This window comes from Actinoplanes lobatus (assembly GCF_014205215.1).
In the GTDB taxonomy this organism is placed as follows: Bacteria; Actinomycetota; Actinomycetes; order Mycobacteriales; family Micromonosporaceae; genus Actinoplanes; species Actinoplanes lobatus.
The window spans coordinates 8,354,601-8,368,860 of sequence record NZ_JACHNC010000001.1 but is presented as its reverse complement, the minus strand read 5'-3'; the positions used below and the strand labels follow the sequence as shown (position 1 = coordinate 8,368,860).

The window sequence follows — 14,260 nt, the reverse complement described above, 5'->3', positions numbered from 1 at the left end:
AAGCCTTACCTCATGTGATAGAAACTCAGCGCGGCCCAGCCGCCTGATTCCGACTGCTCCCCGGGAGTTCATGATGTCCCGCTTCACCCAGCGCATGGGTGCGCTCCTGGCCGCGGCCACGGTGGCCGCCGCCCTCGGCGCCTGCTCCTCCGAGGCCGAGCCGACCGCCTCCGGCGAGAGCGCCGCCCCCGCCTCCACCACCCGCGAGATCACCGACGCCTCCGGCGCGAAGGTGACCGTCCCGTCGGCCCCGAAGAACATCGTGGCCCTCGCCGAGACCGACCTGGACGCGGCCCTCGCGCTCGGCGTCACCCCGATCGGCGCCAGCAAGTCCCGCCAGGGTGACTCGGTCGCCGGCTACCTCGCGCCGCAGCTGCCCAACGTCAAGCTGGTCGGCGAGATCGTCGAGCCGAACATCGAGGCCATCGCCACCCTGGACCCGAAGCCCGACCTGATCCTCTACGGACACTTCCTCGACCCGGACCCGGCGCAGATCAAGGACCTCAACGCGATCGCGCCAACCGTCATCACCAGCATGGTCGACAGCACCTGGAAGGACAGCCTCAAGGGCGTCGCCAACGCGCTCAACCTGGAGGCCAAGGCCACCGAGGTGCTCGCCGCCTACGACAAGAAGGTCACCGACACCAAGGCCGCCATCGCCGCGAACGGCGCCGCCAAGGTCAGCCTCGTCCGCTGGAACCCGCAGGGCCCGTCCTACCTCCAGAAGCAGCACTTCTCCAGCACCATCGTGGAGGAGCTCGGCCTCAAGCGCCCGGACGCCCAGCTCACCGAGGGCACCGGCCCGTCCGACCCGGTCAGCCTGGAGAAGCTCGACGTCCTCGACGCCGACTACATCTTCCTCGGCACCCTGAACAACGACGGCGCCGCCGCCCTCGAACAGGCCAAGGCCAACGCCTCCTGGAACCAGCTCGGCGCGGTCAAGGCGAACAAGGTCGTCGCGGTCGACGGTGTGCCGTGGACCTCGCGCGGTGGCCCGATCGCGGCGGGCATCGTCCTCGACGACATCACGAAGACCCTCAAGGGCTGACAACTCTGATGCGGGATCATCGGGGGCCGTGGCGCTACACCGACGGCCGGGGGATCACCCTCGTGTTGCCGGCGGCGCCGCGCCGGGTCGCCGTCGCCGATCTCCTGGCCACCTCCACGCTGGCCGCCGCCGGAATTCATCCGGTCGCGGCGGCGCTCGGCCCGGACCCGTCGCGTGACGTCTGCTTCGCCGCCGCCGGATTCTCGGCGGACGGTGTGGCGCGGCTCGACACCCCCGATGATCCCGCGGTCCGCCTGGACGTGCTCGCCGAGGCCCAGCCAGACCTGGTCGTCGACCGCCATGACAACCGCTACCCCGGCTTCCCGGTCGTCACACTGCCGCTCAAGGAACGTCGGCAGTCGCTCGACGACCTGCTCGCCGAAACGGCCCGGCTCGCGGTCGCCCTCGGCGCTTCGCCTCCGGCGACCGATTCCTATCAGGCCGCGAAGCTCCAGGTCACCGAGTCGCTCGCCGGACGCACGATCATTTTCGGGTACGCGCGAGGCGCGCGACTGTCGATCCTGGACCCGTCCCGCTACCCCTGGCTCGTGACGCTCCGGGAGTTGGGACTGAAGGTCGTCGGCGACCACACTCCCGACGACGGGCCGCACGGCACCCCGGTGCCGTGGTCCGCCGCACGAGCGGACATGATCCTCGTCAATGGGGAGATCCCGCCCGGCTTCCGCGCCCATCCGTGGGACGACACCTGGCACGCGTTCTCCCACCGGAACTACGCCCGCCTGTTCACCGCACTCACCATCCTGGACCGGACCGCCGCGTGACGAACACCCTGCCCCGCCGGATCGCGGGCCTGCTGCTCTGCCTCGCCCTGCTGGCGCTCGCCGTGCTGCTCAGCCTCGCCGTGGGCGCCCGCGCCATCCCGTTCGCCACGGTCGTCGACGCGCTGTGGCACTCCGACGGGTCGCCCGAGGCCGTCATCGTCACCACCCAGCGCGTACCCCGTACCGTCCTCGGGCTTTTGATCGGCATGGCCCTCGGCCTGGCCGGCGCCGTCATGCAGGCGCTCACCCGCAACCCGCTCGCCGACCCCGGCCTGCTCGGCGTCAACTCCGGCGCCGCCGCCGCGGTGGTCTCCGCGATCAGCTTCTTCGGCATCACCACCGCCTCCGGGTACGTGTGGTTCGCCTTCGCCGGAGCGGCCGCCGCGACCGTCGTGGTCTACCTGCTCGGCGGCGGTGGCAAGGGACCCGGCGGACCGGTCCGGCTCGCCCTGGCCGGCACGTCGATCGGCGCGGTCCTGGTCGCCTACACGTACGGGGTGCAGATGCTCGATGCGAAAGCCCTCGACCAGTTCCGGTTCTGGATCGTCGGCGGCCTCTCCGGGCGGGATCAGTCGGTGCTGCTAGACGTGCTGCCGTTCCTGGTCGTCGGCATCGTGATCGCGCTGCTGCTGAGCCGCCCGCTCAACGCGCTGTCGCTCGGTGAGGACACCGGCCGGGCCCTCGGCGTGAACCTGGCCGGCACCCGGCTCGCCTCCGCCGCCACCGTCACCCTGCTCTGCGGCGCCGCCACCGCCGCCGCCGGGCCGTTCGCCTTCATCGGGCTGGCCGTACCGCACGCGGCCCGCGCCCTGATCGGGGCCGACCTGCGGTGGGTGCTGCCCTACGCGATGCTGCTCGCCCCGGTCCTGCTGCTCGGCGCGGACGTGGTCGGCCGGGTCGTGATCAGCCCCAGCGAGCTGGAGGCCGGCATCGTCACCGCACTGATCGGCGCGCCCGTCCTCATCGCCCTGGTCCGCCGCCGTCAGGTGGTGCCGCTGTGAAGGCCCTCTCGCCGGCCCGCTCCATCAAGGACGTCCGCCTCGCCGCCGACCGGGTCTCGTTCCGTGTCGAACCCCGTACCATCCTGGTCTGTCTGATTCTGATCCTGGTCACCGCCGGGCTGGTGCTGGTGTCGCTGAGCGTCGGCGACTATCCGGTGCCGTTCCCCGAGGTGATCAAGTCGTTGCAGGGGGAGGGCAGCCGGCTCGCCGAGCTGTTCGTCGTCCAGCGGCGGCTGCCGCGCGCCCTGGTGGCCGTGGTCGCCGGCATCGCCTTCGGGGTCAGCGGCGCGATCTTCCAGCGGCTCACCCACAACCCGCTGGGCAGCCCCGACGTCATCGGCTTCGGCTACGGCGCGTCGGTGGGGGCCATTCTGGTCATCCTCTTCTACGGCGGCGGGGCACTGCTCACCGCCACCGGCGCCTTCGTCGGCGGGCTGCTCGCGGCGATCGCGGTGTACCTGCTCGCCTACCGCAGCGGCGTCAACGGGCTGCGGCTCGTGCTCGTCGGCATCGGCGTCAGCGCGATCCTCATCGCGATCATCAACTACCTGGTCAGCCGGGCCGACCTGCGCGACGCCCGGGCCGCCACGGTGTGGATCGTCGGCAGCCTCTTCGAACGCCGGTGGGATGACGTGCAGCTGGTCGGGTTCGGGCTGCTGCTGCTCATCCCGATCACCGTGATCCTGTCCCGGTACCTGCCGATGCTGGAACTCGGCGACGACGCGGCCGCGGCCCTCGGCGTACCCCTGGAACGGGCCCGGCTCGGGCTGGTCGTGGTCGCGGTCGGGCTCACCGCGATCGCCACGGCCTCCACCGGGCCGATCGGTTTCGTCGCCCTGGCCGGGCCGCAGCTGGCCCGGCGGCTCACCCGCTCACCCGGCGCGGGGCTCACCGCGGCGGGCCTCATGGGCGCGCTGCTGCTGGTCGCGAGCGACCTGATCGCCCGGCGGGCGGTCGCCCCGAGCGAACTCCCGGTCGGCGTGGTCACGGCCGGCGTGGGCGGCATCTACCTCGGCTGGCTCCTGCTCGTGCACTCCCGCCGGGTTCGCTGAGGCGGATCCGGCCGTTCGTCACCGCGGCGACACGGCCCGGGGAGCCACGGTGTGGCCGTCGTACGACTCGCGGTTGGCGAGCACAGTGTCCATGTGCGTCTCGGCCCACGCCTTCAGGCCCTGGATCGTCCGGTGCAGGGAAAGGCCGAGACCGGTCAGCTCGTAGGTGACCGTGACCGGCACGGTCGGCGTCACGGTCCGGAGGATCAGACCGTCGCGTTCCAGGGCGCGCAGGGTCTGCGTCAGCATCTTCTGGCTGACACCGGCCAGCGTGCGGGACAGCTCCGAATACCGCAGCGGGCGGGGCTCACCGGCGCAGTCGCTGCGAAGCGCGGCCAGGACCAGCACGACCCACTTGTCCGCGATCCGGTCGAGCAGCGCACGGCTGGGACACCGCGCGACAAAAGCGTCGTACTCCATTTTCGCGGCCGCCCGCTTCTGCGCCGCTGTCGTCGTCGCCACGTACTTCTCCCCACGTTACGCACCTTCAGGTGCCTACTTCCTCATGGAAAGCTACCCCTCGACAGTGGAGCCCATGAGCGATCATCACGGCTCCACCTCTCTTCCCGGCGGTTTCCGTACGTTGGGGGACCTGCCCGTCACCCGCTTCGGCTACGGCGCCATGCAGCTCGCCGGACCCGGTGTGATGGGACCACCCGCCGACCCCGGCAACGCGCTCGCCGTGCTCCGCGACGTCGTCGAACTCGGTATCACCCACATCGACACCGCCGGCGCCTACGGTCCGCGCGTCACCAACCGGCTGATCCGCGAGGCGCTGTATCCGTACCCGGACTCGCTGCACATCGTCACGAAGGTCGGCGCCGAGCGCGACGGGCAGGGTGGCTGGCCCCCGGCCCGCGACCCCGGCAGCCTGCGCCGGGCGGTGCACGAGAACCTCGAAGACCTCGGCCTCGACGTGCTCGACGTGGTCAACCTGCGCCTCGGCGACGCGGCCGGACCCCGGCCCGAGCCGGTCGCCGAAGCGTTCGAGACACTCGCCGAACTCCAGCAGCAGGGCCTGATCCGGCATCTCGGACTCAGCAACGCGACACCGGAACAGGTGATCGAGGCGCGGGCGATCGCACCGATCGTGTCCGTGCAGAACCTCTACAACCTCGCCCACCGCGACGACGACGAGTTCATCGACGAGCTCGCCCACGAAGGCATCGCCTACGTGCCGTTCTTCCCGCTCGGCGGGTTCAGCCCGTTGCAGTCGTCGGCGTTGTCCGCGGTGGCCGCCCGGCTGGACGCGCTGCCGATGCCGGTGGCGCTGGCCTGGCTGCTGCGCCGCTCACCCAACATCCTGCTGATCCCCGGCACGTCCTCCCGAACCCACCTGCGCGAGAACATCACCGGCGCGAACCTGACCCTCTCCGCCGAGGACCTCGCCGAGCTGGACAAGATCGGCCGCTGACCGGGCGCCGGACGAGCCGGCGCGTCACCACCCTGACGGTCAGCTGGAGCCGCGGACGGTCAGGGTGGTCGGCAGGCGGCCGGCCGGCGGCAGGGCCGGATCGAGCAGGCGCCGCACCGCCGACGCGGCCTCCTCCTCGACCGGCATGTAGACCGACGACAGATCGGCGGCCTCCGCCAGGGCGCTGCCGTCGAAACCGACGACCGCCACGTCGTGCGGCACCCGGCGGCCGGTCTCGCGCAGCGCCTGCAACACGCCCATCGCGGTCACGTCGCAGGCCGCGAACACCGCGTCGAGGTCCGGTTCACGCCGCAGCAGCTCCCGGGTCGCGGCGTAGGCGGTGGCCCGGGTGAAATCGCCGTCCACCGACGCCACCGACAGGCCCGCGCCGGCCATCACCCGCAGGAAGCCGGCCTTGCGCTCGTCGGCGCACCGCGTGGACGGGCCGAACACCGCGCCGATCCTGGCCCGGCCGGTGGCGACCAGATGGGCGGCCGCCTGACTCGCGCCACCGTCGTTGTCGGGCGCCACGAATGTCACCCCGGGCGCGGAGCGGCCCAGCGCCACGGTCCGCGACCGGCGGGCCAGGGCGGCGACGGCCGCCTCGGGCAGGTTGATCAGCAGACGGCCGAACGGGGCGTCGTCCTCGCCGGAGGGGGCGGCGGCCACCCGGCGTACCTCCAGGGCGAGATCCTCGTCGCCGAGCGCGCCCATCGCGCCGGCCAGCACCCGCCCGTAGAAGGGTTTGGCGCTCATCGCGGCCGGATCCGGGTCGACGATCAGCACCTCGATGCGGTCCCGCCGGTGCGGGCCGCCGCGCCCGGTGGCCAGGGCGCGGGCAGCCGTGTGCGGTGCGAAGCCGAGCCGGGCCGCCACCGCACGGACGTGATCACGAACGGTCGGCGACGTGCCGTACGCCCCGTTGATGGCGCGGGAGGCGGTGGTCTTCGACACGCCGGCCACGCGGGCGACATCGGCCAGGGTCGGGTGCCGTTTGTCCATGGCCACGACGATAGCCGTACATGTGGACATCCCTTGATTGACACCGCGACCTAGGTTGTGCGCGTGAATATAAGGTATCTACTGCACAACGCGTACGGGGTCGGTGGCACGATCCGTACGGTCTTCAACCAGGCCAATGCGTTGTGCGCCACCCACGACGTCGAGATCGCCAGTGTGTACCGCACCGCGGAGAGTCCGGCCTTCGCGCTGGACCCACGGGTGCGGCTGGTCTCGCTGACCGACCTGCGCACCGACGGCACGAGGTGGAACGGCCCGTCCCGCCGGTTGCTGCGCAGAACCCGGGCCCTGCGTAACCCGCTGCCGCACGGCCGGGACTTCCGGTACCACCGCTGGGACCCGATGGTCGACCTGCGGATCATCCGGTACATGCGGGCCCAGAAGGACGGGGTCCTGTTCAGCACCCGGCCGGCGCTCAACCTGCTGTCCGCCTGGTTCGCGCCGGGCCGGCTGATCCGGATCGGCCAGGACCACATGAACTTCAGCAGCTACCGCAAGGGCCTGCAGAAGCGGATCGTCCGCGCCTACCCGCGCCTGGACGCCGTCACCGTGCTGACCCGCGCCGACCTGGCCACCTACCGGGAGGCGCTCGGCGACGAGGCACGACTGTTCCGGATCCCCAACGGCATTCCGCCACGGACTCCGACGGCCGAGCCGGACCGCACCCGGACCGTGATCGCCGCCGGGCGGCTGGGCCAGCAGAAAGGCTTCGACATGCTGATCGACGCCTTCGCCCTGGTCCACGAGCAGCACCCGGAATGGCGGCTGGACATCTTCGGCGCGGGCCAGGCCCGGGACCGCCTCACCGCCCGGATCGCCGAACGCGGCCTCGTCGACGTCGTCCGGCTGCGCGGCGTGACCCGCACCCTGGACGCCGAGTTCGCCAAGGCGTCGATCTTCGCGCTCTCCTCCCGCAAGGAGGGCCTGCCGATGGTGCTGCTCGAAGCCATGAGCGCCGGACTGCCGGTGGTGTCGTTCGACTGCCCGACCGGCCCGGCCGACGTGGTCGACGACGAGGTGAACGGGCTGCTCATCCCGCCCAAGGACGTACCCGGCCTGGCCGCCGGCCTGTCCCGCCTGATCGAGGCTCCCGCCGAACGGGAGCGGATGGGCGCCGCCGCACGGACGACCGCCTCCGGCTACGAGATGCCGGTGGTCGTCGCGCGGTGGGAGACGCTCTTCGCCGACCTGCTCGGCCGTCGTCGGGTGGTGCCATCTCAGCGTGACGGCGCGGCGGAGGACGCCGTCACCGGGTCGGCACGGCGCCGCTGACGCGGTCACCGGTCAACGGCAGCGAAACCTCGAAGGTGGTGCCCGCGCCCTCGGTGCTGCGGGCACTCACCTCACCGCCGTGATCGTGGACGATCTGCCGGACGATGGCGAGCCCCAGCCCGCTGCCGCCGGTGCCCCGGCCGCGCGCCGGGTCGGCCCGCCACAGCCGGTCGAAGACCAGTGGCAGGTGCTCCGGCGCGATCCCGACCCCGGTGTCGGTCACCTGGAGCACCGCCCGGTCGCCGCTGGCGTGCGCGCGCAGGGTGACCGAGCCGCCGGACGCGGTGGCGCGTAACGCGTTGCCGACCAGGTTCCCGACGATCTGGCGGATCCGGTCGGCGTCCGCGTCGGCGTACACCGGGCCGTCCGACTCCACCGTGAGCCGGACGCCCACCGCGTCGGCGGCCGGCCGGTGCGCGATCCGCGCCGTCTCCATCAGCTCGGCCAGATCGGTCGGCTCCCGGTGGTAGACCAGCGCCCCGGCCTCGGCCAGCGCCAGCTCCTGGAGGTCGTCGACGATCCGCTGGTTGAGGATCACCTCGTCGTGCAGGGACGCGAACACCTCCGGCGTCGGCTCGATCACCCCGTCCTGGATCGCCTCCAGGTAGCCGCGCAGATTCGCCAGCGGGGTACGCAACTCGTGCGCCACATCCGCGATGAGCCGCCGCTGATCATCCTCCGCAGCCCGTACAGAATCGGTCATCTGATTGAAAGCCCGCGCCAGCTCGCCGATCTCGTCGCGACCGTCGTCGGGCACCCGCCCGGCCCGGTCGCCGTCGGCGAGCCGGCGGGCCGCCGCGGTCAGCGTGCCGATCGGGCGCAGCACCCGCCGGCTGATCAGCAGCGCGCCGCCGATCGCCAGCGCCGCCACCACCACGGTGATCAGCAGGACCGGGCCGGTGTCCAGCGCCCGCACCGGCTCGTTCGCGGCGCCGATCGTCAGCAGCAGCGTCGGCGGCGCCACGTCCGAGTCGGTGATCCGCCGCCGGAACGCCTCGCGCAGGCAGCCGGCCTCGGCACACTGCCCCACCTCGAGACGGTCCGCCTCCCGGGTCCCCTCCGGGAAAGGCCCAGGCCGGCACGCTTCGAGAGTCTCCGGATCAACACCGGAAAGACCATGACGGGGTACGCCGTCCGCGCCCACCATGCCGAGCGGCGTATAGCCGGCCCGGAACAGGCACGCCGCCCACACCGTCTCCTCCCGGTACGCGCCGATGGCCGTGAGCGTCGCCATCCGCTCGTCACCGCCGACCGGCAGCACCAGCGTGGGCAGCGGGTCGACGATCACCGCAACCGGGCCGGGCGGCCGGGCGGCGCGACCGTCCATGTGATCGGTATCGGCCACCGCGTTGCCGTACGGGTCGACCAGCCGAATCCGCTGCCCGGTCTGCGCCCGCAACCGCTTCAGGGTCTGGTCCACCCCCTCCCAGGTCCCGTTGCGCAGCGCCTGGGCCCGCAACTCGCCGCGGATCGTCTCGGTCGTCTCCCGGGACGCCGACGCCGCCTCGCCCACCTGGTCGCGGGCCTGCCACCAGGTCAGCGCCACGGTCAGCCCGGTGGCGCCCAGCCCGACGACGGCCACCAGCAGGAAGACGCGGATGCGGAAACTCACGGCTCGGCCGCCAGCCGGTAGCCCCGCCCGTAGACGGTCTGCACGTACCGTGGATCGTCCGGGTCGTCGCCGAGCTTGCGCCGCAGGTTGCGCACGTGCGCGTCGACCGTGCGCTCCAGAACGTACCGGTCGAAACCGAACGCCTTCGCCAGGATCTCGCCACGGGTGAACACCCGCCCCGGCGCCCCGGCCAGCACCTCGATGATCCCGAACTCCTTGGCGGTGAGCACGACCGGCCGCCCGCCGACCCGGACCTCGAACCGCCCCACATCGACTTCCAGATCCCCGGTACGCAGCACCGGCTGATCCCGGTCCCGCAGCGCCCCCGACCGGCGCAGCAGGGCCCGCACCCGGGCCGCCAGCTCACGCGGACTGTAAGGCTTGGTCAGATAGTCGTCGGCCCCGGCGTCCAGCCCACGCAGGATGTCGTCCTCAGCGGCCCGGGCCGTCAACATGAGGATCGGCACGTCCGACTCGGCGCGCAGCACCCGGCAGACGGTGACCCCGTCGAGCGCCGGCATCATCACATCGAGCACCACGAGATCCGGCCGCCGCTGCCGGCACGCCTCGAAGACCGCGGGCCCGTCCCCGACCAGCGTGACCCGGTGCCCCTCCCGCCGCAGGTAGGCGGCGGCGAGCTCGGCCTGCTTGGGGTTGTCCTCGGCGATCAGGATCTCGGTGGCCACCCCACCGATCCAAACACCACCCCGCAACCGGCCGGCCTCTGCTACGTCAGACGCCGGAACGGGATTCGGCCACCGCACCACTTTGGGCATCCGCACGCGCCGGCCCGGAGGAGGCGCCGGCGCAGCGCGTCCGGCGTGTTCGGATGGTGGACGATGAGGCTGCGGCAGAGGAAATGCCGGACGCCGTATCTCGCCTCCTCCTCGTCGGCCAGCCATTCCAGAGCCGTTCCCGGAGTTCCGGTGTGCAGCAGCGCATTCCACTGCACCGACTCATCGGCGTCGCCGAGAAGGCGGGCCAGCGCGTCCGCCGGCGTCCGGGGATTGCGGGCCGTCCAGAGCCGGACCGGGCGGATCTCGTCACCGGCCAGCTCCCGCAGCCGCTCCAGGGTCGTCTCCGGTGAACGAGCTTCGAGGACCCGCCGATAGCCGGCCATCCGGTCCTGGTAGGAACGCACACGAAACTTGATCACAGCGCGGATCCTGCCGCACGCGGCCCTCCTGCAAGTACCCGCCGTGCACGTTCGTGTCCTCATCGATCCCTCGCAGCTGACCCCGCCCATCGAGACCCGGACCTGGAAGAACCCGGGCGTAGCCGCCTTGACCAGGGTCGTTCCGTGGTTCGAGGACCCGTTGAATTTCCTCGCCGGCCCGCACGAGATGGAATGCCAATCAGGCTCACTCGACCGTCTGGCCGCCGATGACGAGACAGCCCGGCCCTTCCGCCTGGCCCGCGGCCCTGCCGATCTGCCCTGGCTGGACATTGGCAACGCCTTCTTCATCGCCGTTTGCCACTATGCCGGTGACGACACGACCATCGCCCTGACTATCGAACCGACCTCGCCGACCCCCGAGACGTGGGCAGCGACCTCTGGACCGTCCCCGGCCAGGACCGCTGGCGCACGATCACCGACACGTTTCTCCGGCTTCGCCGTCGCACTCGGCCTCGATCCCACCCGATCGTTTCAGCGGCACCTTGGGCGTGTCGACGACGGCACCGGAAAAGTCGTCGAACGCCAACTCACAGATAGCTGATGCACTCCTCTGCTTGATATGCAGGTAATCCTTGGTGATCCACGGCATGTTTGTGCTGGTGGATCGGGTATTGAGGGGTGTCTGGATGTCGGCGTGGGGTTGTTTGCGGCTGGTGCGGTCTCGGGATGCGGCCGGGGCGGCGAAGCGACCACCCTCAACAACATCGGCAAGGTGTACAACGACCTCGGAGATCGGCAGCAAGCCCTGGCCTGCCATCAGCAGGCCCTACCCATCCAGCGGGAGATCGGCGACCGAGCCGGCGAAGCAGCCGCCCTCAACAACATCGGCAAGGTGTACAACGACCTTGGGGATCAGCAGCAGGCCTTGACCTACCTCCAGCAGGCCTTGCTTATCCGGCGGGAGGTCGGCGACCGGGCCGGCGAAGCAGCCGTCCATTACAACCTCGCGAGAATCCACCGGGACCAGGGAAACCTCGACCAGGCCATCAACGAACTAGAGATCGTCGTCGACCTCGACCGCCAAGTCAGCCACACCGGCCTCGCCTCCGACACCGCTATGCTTCACCGACTACGCCAGCAACGAGCAACCACATTGAAAACAACCTGAGTGGCACAACCACCCCACTGGACCGCACCACAAACACTCACATGGGAGACCACGTCACCCACGACCCGGTACTACCTGAGGAGCATCCGGATCTGAGTTGAGTGCGTCAGGCGACAGCGCCTACCGGTAGCGTGCGATAGATTGGCGACCCCTCGGCGGCGCTGTACCGGAGTTGGGATAATGGAACCGTCTTTGCATGCAGTCTGGAATCATTCTATTGATGTATGGCTCGATGATTCCTTTGAAACTGCCTCTCAGGGCACCAGGATGCTTGCAGGAATTCAGCACCTTCACAACAATGTAATCCCCGAAGGGTTGGCGTGGGCTGTCGAAACGTTCGAGGAGGTCACGTTTCGACGAGCTGCGGAAGGGCTCAGATATTTCGGCTTTCGAGACCTTGATCCGTTCTTCACGGATTTGCTTGTAAACCGTGACGATTTAGAGTATCTCAATTCGAGGGAGGATGAATATTTCGAGCTCTTCCCCGAGGACGCGGTGCTTGAACGGGCCATCCTTGCGCGGCTGTCCGAGTTTCCCGACGAGTTCGATGACGGCGAGCCTTGACGGGCCGGTATAGGGCTTGGCCGGGCAAGTTCACGCCTACTCAACCGCCGCCGACAACGCGCGGCTGGCCTCCGTCGCTGCCCGTGAACGCATACGTTTAGTACCGAACGCAGTTGCACGCGACAACGCAACGGGTTTGTCCGTCGGCGGTCCCCGGCTGGAGCGGGAGGTTAAGCGGCAAGCTCAGCCGCGGCAATGACGACCATGGTCGGGAAGCGGGAACGTGGAATCGGTGACTATTGCCAGGGCTGTTCCCGGCGAGCCACGGCGTGACGAGTACGGGTCTTAGGCCGGGACGCGGGCGGTGTTCACGCACTCGGCGACGTCCAGCACCAGCAGGAGCTTACCGTCGGTCTTGTACGCGCCGGTGACCAGCGCACGTGACGGGCCGGTCAGTGTTGCCGGCGGCTCCTCGAACAGTTGAGCGTCCAGATAGGCGACCTGCCCGATACGGTCCACCAAAAGGCTCACCGGCTCACCGGCGTACCGCACGATCACGTTCATCACGAGGCCGGACATCTCTCGGCGCGGCAACCCGAACTGCACACGCAGGTCCACCGCGGCGATCACCTGCCCGCGCAGGTTGAACAGGCCGCCGACCGCGTTCGGCGCCATCGGCACCGGCGTGTACTCGCTGTACGACAGCACCTCCTGCACAGCGTCCACGTCTACGCCGAAGAACTGGCCGGCAACCTCGAAGGTGACGAACTGGCGACTCGACATGCGCAACTCCTGGGATGGTGTCCGCCGAGAGACATGCCGTGACGGATCACCAGGAATATCGGGCGATCGAGTACCCGAGCCAAGGAATCTGGCGGATCAATTCGCAGGCTCGCCATCTCGGAGCCACTGGGCAGGTTGCGACAGATGTCGGCCATCTCGTTGGCTTGTTCCCGTTGCCAGGAGAAGCGGCTACCACGGCGTATTGGATGCGATCATTTGCCGGTCAAGCGTGCCGGACCACCGGACTTGTCGGCAGGTTTCGATGCCTTAGCGTCGGGAGCCGTGGTGAAGGTGATCCACGTGTCGGGTGGCCGGTTCTCCGGTAGAGGGTCATCACGGACTTCCCATAGGTTCCCGATCACGTCGGTCGCCACTCGGGACCAGAACTTTCGACGCCGGGGTTGTATCGCTGGAAGGGAATGCTCCATCGACCCGGAAACATCGCGATGGCCTGCACCGCGGCCTCGCGACCGACAACTATCGCTTCGAGTGTCAGCCCAATGGCGTCGATAGAAGCGATGCGGCATGGTGGGAGAGTAACGTCGCGCGACGTGCTCTACTGCCGCGTAGAAGCAACTGGAGTGTCAAGTTCACGTACCGGTCGGGTACAGCTTGAGGTGGCCGATGGCCAGAGCAACGGCGGTACCGAAAGGCACGTCGCCGGAGAGGTCATCGACCTCAACCTCCGCAAGGCCTTCGGCGATCCGAACCGTCAGGCGATCTTGCTCCTGAATCTCGACGGTTCCACGTAGCAGCGGGCCTTCCCGAAGCGTCATCTGATCGCCGTCGACGGCGATCGAGTGCGCCCATTTCAGAACCTCATCGATACCCAGCTCCACGTCAGCGACATCGCCGGCGGCCGGACGAGGGCCGACCCATTCCGCCGTCACCCTGGTCCCCGCCACCATCGCGTCAACCATCATCGGCGCGCCGGGATAGACAGCAGCGACCCGAACTTCCATGAACTGGATCATCGCAGCCGACATCCGGATCTGCCGCCGTTCGTGCGCTCGGCCTGTCGGTCGGCTATCACCGTTGAACGGATTGCGTGGGATCGCCGCCGTAGAGGGCTGCGAAGACGCGGTCCCGCAGGATCTCGTACTGCTGGCGGCATCGCCGGGGTGGGCCCGGCGGGCGTTGCTGTACCTGACCACCGACAACGACTTCCTGTGGGTGGAACTGGTCAGCCGTCAGGTCGACCTCGCGGCCGTCGGCTAACCGATTCCAGTAGTGGAAGCCGACCTTGGCGTCTCCTGCGAAGACCTCGCCGAGAATCAGCTCTCCGCCGAGCAGGTCCTGAATGATCAAGGCGGTCACCCCGCATTGACCACGGGCTGCGTTGCCGGCGTGCCAGTCCTGCACATCGTGCGGGTCACAGGTATCCGCTCCCCAGCCGGCCCGCAGTACCGGCCGCAGCACCTCCAGGTCAATCGTGAGAGGGGCTGTTCGTTGGTCGCGCTCTCCAGACGTCACCCAGGAAGGGTCAG

The 14,260-nt window shown here is 69.7% G+C and carries 17 protein-coding genes; 9 read left to right on the top strand and 8 right to left on the bottom strand.

Annotation, left to right across the window (positions count from 1 at the left end):
- Window positions 1–73 precede the first annotated feature (73 nt).
- From BJ964_RS38340 to BJ964_RS38325, 4 genes are read left to right on the top strand one after another with little or no spacing between them, the layout of a single operon-like run.
- Window positions 74–1,048 carry an ABC transporter substrate-binding protein gene (locus BJ964_RS38340; RefSeq protein ID WP_188125231.1) on the top strand — a complete coding sequence of 325 codons (975 nt, stop codon included), beginning with the start codon at window positions 74–76 and terminating at the stop codon, window positions 1,046–1,048.
- Between the two features lie 8 nt (window positions 1,049–1,056).
- Window positions 1,057–1,830 carry an ABC transporter substrate-binding protein gene (locus BJ964_RS38335; RefSeq protein WP_188125230.1) on the top strand — a complete coding sequence of 258 codons (774 nt, stop codon included), beginning with the start codon at window positions 1,057–1,059 and terminating at the stop codon, window positions 1,828–1,830.
- Window positions 1,827–2,831 carry an iron chelate uptake ABC transporter family permease subunit gene (locus BJ964_RS38330; RefSeq protein ID WP_229807199.1) on the top strand — a complete coding sequence of 335 codons (1,005 nt, stop codon included), beginning with the start codon at window positions 1,827–1,829 and terminating at the stop codon, window positions 2,829–2,831. Before BJ964_RS38335 ends, BJ964_RS38330 begins: the two co-directional genes overlap by 4 nt.
- Window positions 2,828–3,883, top strand: a complete 1,056-nt coding sequence (locus tag BJ964_RS38325; protein ID WP_188125229.1) for a FecCD family ABC transporter permease — start codon at window positions 2,828–2,830, stop codon at window positions 3,881–3,883. Before BJ964_RS38330 ends, BJ964_RS38325 begins: the two co-directional genes overlap by 4 nt.
- Window positions 3,884–3,901: 18 nt before the next feature.
- Here BJ964_RS38325 and BJ964_RS38320 read toward each other — a convergent pair whose 3' ends face one another.
- Entirely contained in the window at window positions 3,902–4,345 is a 444-nt protein-coding gene (locus BJ964_RS38320; protein ID WP_188125228.1) for a winged helix-turn-helix transcriptional regulator, read from the bottom strand.
- A gap of 73 nt (window positions 4,346–4,418) precedes the next feature.
- On the opposite strand from BJ964_RS38320, the gene BJ964_RS38315 reads away from it, so the two are divergent.
- The gene (locus tag BJ964_RS38315; protein WP_188125227.1) at window positions 4,419–5,297 is read left to right on the top strand and encodes an aldo/keto reductase family oxidoreductase; all 879 of its coding nucleotides are present in this window, start codon (window positions 4,419–4,421) and stop codon (window positions 5,295–5,297) included.
- 39 nt (window positions 5,298–5,336) lie between these two features.
- Here the strand turns inward: BJ964_RS38315 and BJ964_RS38310 are convergent, their stop codons facing one another.
- Entirely contained in the window at window positions 5,337–6,299 is a 963-nt protein-coding gene (locus tag BJ964_RS38310; protein WP_188125226.1) for a LacI family DNA-binding transcriptional regulator, read from the bottom strand.
- Between the two features lie 63 nt (window positions 6,300–6,362).
- Here BJ964_RS38310 and BJ964_RS38305 point away from each other — a divergent pair, with 63 nt between their 5' ends.
- The gene (locus BJ964_RS38305; RefSeq protein WP_188125225.1) at window positions 6,363–7,589 is read left to right on the top strand and encodes a glycosyltransferase family 4 protein; all 1,227 of its coding nucleotides are present in this window, start codon (window positions 6,363–6,365) and stop codon (window positions 7,587–7,589) included.
- Here BJ964_RS38305 and BJ964_RS38300 read toward each other — a convergent pair.
- The 3 genes from BJ964_RS38300 to BJ964_RS38290 are packed head-to-tail and all read right to left on the bottom strand — an operon-like array spanning window position 7,564 to window position 10,357.
- Entirely contained in the window at window positions 7,564–9,201 is a 1,638-nt protein-coding gene (locus BJ964_RS38300; RefSeq protein WP_188125224.1) for a sensor histidine kinase, read from the bottom strand. The genes BJ964_RS38305 and BJ964_RS38300 overlap by 26 nt on opposite strands.
- Window positions 9,198–9,887, bottom strand: coding sequence for a response regulator transcription factor (locus BJ964_RS38295; protein ID WP_188125223.1), 690 nt, complete (start codon window positions 9,885–9,887; stop codon window positions 9,198–9,200). The genes BJ964_RS38300 and BJ964_RS38295 overlap by 4 nt, the downstream gene beginning before the upstream one ends.
- A 41-nt stretch (window positions 9,888–9,928) precedes the next feature.
- Window positions 9,929–10,357 carry a hypothetical protein gene (locus BJ964_RS38290; protein ID WP_188125222.1) on the bottom strand — a complete coding sequence of 143 codons (429 nt, stop codon included), beginning with the start codon at window positions 10,355–10,357 and terminating at the stop codon, window positions 9,929–9,931.
- A gap of 43 nt (window positions 10,358–10,400) precedes the next feature.
- On the opposite strand from BJ964_RS38290, the gene BJ964_RS38285 reads away from it, so the two are divergent.
- The 3 genes from BJ964_RS38285 to BJ964_RS38275 all read left to right on the top strand — a co-directional run bounded on the left by BJ964_RS38285 (window position 10,401) and on the right by BJ964_RS38275 (window position 12,050).
- Window positions 10,401–10,919, top strand: a complete 519-nt coding sequence (locus BJ964_RS38285; RefSeq protein WP_188125221.1) for a hypothetical protein — start codon at window positions 10,401–10,403, stop codon at window positions 10,917–10,919.
- An 18-nt stretch (window positions 10,920–10,937) separates the two neighbouring features.
- The gene (locus tag BJ964_RS38280; protein WP_188125220.1) at window positions 10,938–11,486 is read left to right on the top strand and encodes a tetratricopeptide repeat protein; all 549 of its coding nucleotides are present in this window, start codon (window positions 10,938–10,940) and stop codon (window positions 11,484–11,486) included.
- Window positions 11,487–11,666: 180 nt separating this feature from the next.
- Window positions 11,667–12,050 carry a hypothetical protein gene (locus tag BJ964_RS38275; RefSeq protein WP_188125219.1) on the top strand — a complete coding sequence of 128 codons (384 nt, stop codon included), beginning with the start codon at window positions 11,667–11,669 and terminating at the stop codon, window positions 12,048–12,050.
- A 285-nt stretch (window positions 12,051–12,335) separates the two neighbouring features.
- Here BJ964_RS38275 and BJ964_RS38270 read toward each other — a convergent pair whose 3' ends face one another.
- The 3 genes from BJ964_RS38270 to BJ964_RS38260 form a co-directional block, all read right to left on the bottom strand.
- Window positions 12,336–12,773, bottom strand: a complete 438-nt coding sequence (locus BJ964_RS38270) for a chemotaxis protein CheW (RefSeq protein ID WP_188125218.1) — start codon at window positions 12,771–12,773, stop codon at window positions 12,336–12,338.
- Window positions 12,774–13,363: 590 nt separating this feature from the next.
- Complete coding sequence (locus BJ964_RS38265; RefSeq protein WP_188125217.1) at window positions 13,364–13,747, bottom strand: hypothetical protein; 384 nt, start codon at window positions 13,745–13,747, stop codon at window positions 13,364–13,366.
- A 55-nt stretch (window positions 13,748–13,802) separates the two neighbouring features.
- Window positions 13,803–14,246 (bottom strand): YunG family protein, encoded by a 444-nt coding sequence (locus BJ964_RS38260; RefSeq protein ID WP_239163843.1) that lies wholly within the window; start codon window positions 14,244–14,246, stop codon window positions 13,803–13,805.
- Window positions 14,247–14,260: the final 14 nt, after the last annotated feature.

Bases quoted from the DNA above. Each gene is read 5' to 3' on its own strand.
- BJ964_RS38340 (WP_188125231.1), top strand. From the start codon at position 74: ATGTCCCGCTTCACCCAGCGCATGGGTGCGCTCCTGGCCGCGGCCACG.
- BJ964_RS38335 (WP_188125230.1), top strand. From the start codon at position 1,057: ATGCGGGATCATCGGGGGCCGTGGCGCTACACCGACGGCCGGGGGATC.
- BJ964_RS38315 (WP_188125227.1), top strand. From the start codon at position 4,419: ATGAGCGATCATCACGGCTCCACCTCTCTTCCCGGCGGTTTCCGTACG.
- BJ964_RS38310 (WP_188125226.1), bottom strand. From the start codon at position 6,299: ATGGACAAACGGCACCCGACCCTGGCCGATGTCGCCCGCGTGGCCGGC.
- BJ964_RS38280 (WP_188125220.1), top strand. From the start codon at position 10,938: ATGCAGGTAATCCTTGGTGATCCACGGCATGTTTGTGCTGGTGGATCG.
- BJ964_RS38275 (WP_188125219.1), top strand. From the start codon at position 11,667: ATGGAACCGTCTTTGCATGCAGTCTGGAATCATTCTATTGATGTATGG.
- BJ964_RS38270 (WP_188125218.1), bottom strand. From the start codon at position 12,773: ATGTCGAGTCGCCAGTTCGTCACCTTCGAGGTTGCCGGCCAGTTCTTC.
- BJ964_RS38265 (WP_188125217.1), bottom strand. From the start codon at position 13,747: ATGATCCAGTTCATGGAAGTTCGGGTCGCTGCTGTCTATCCCGGCGCG.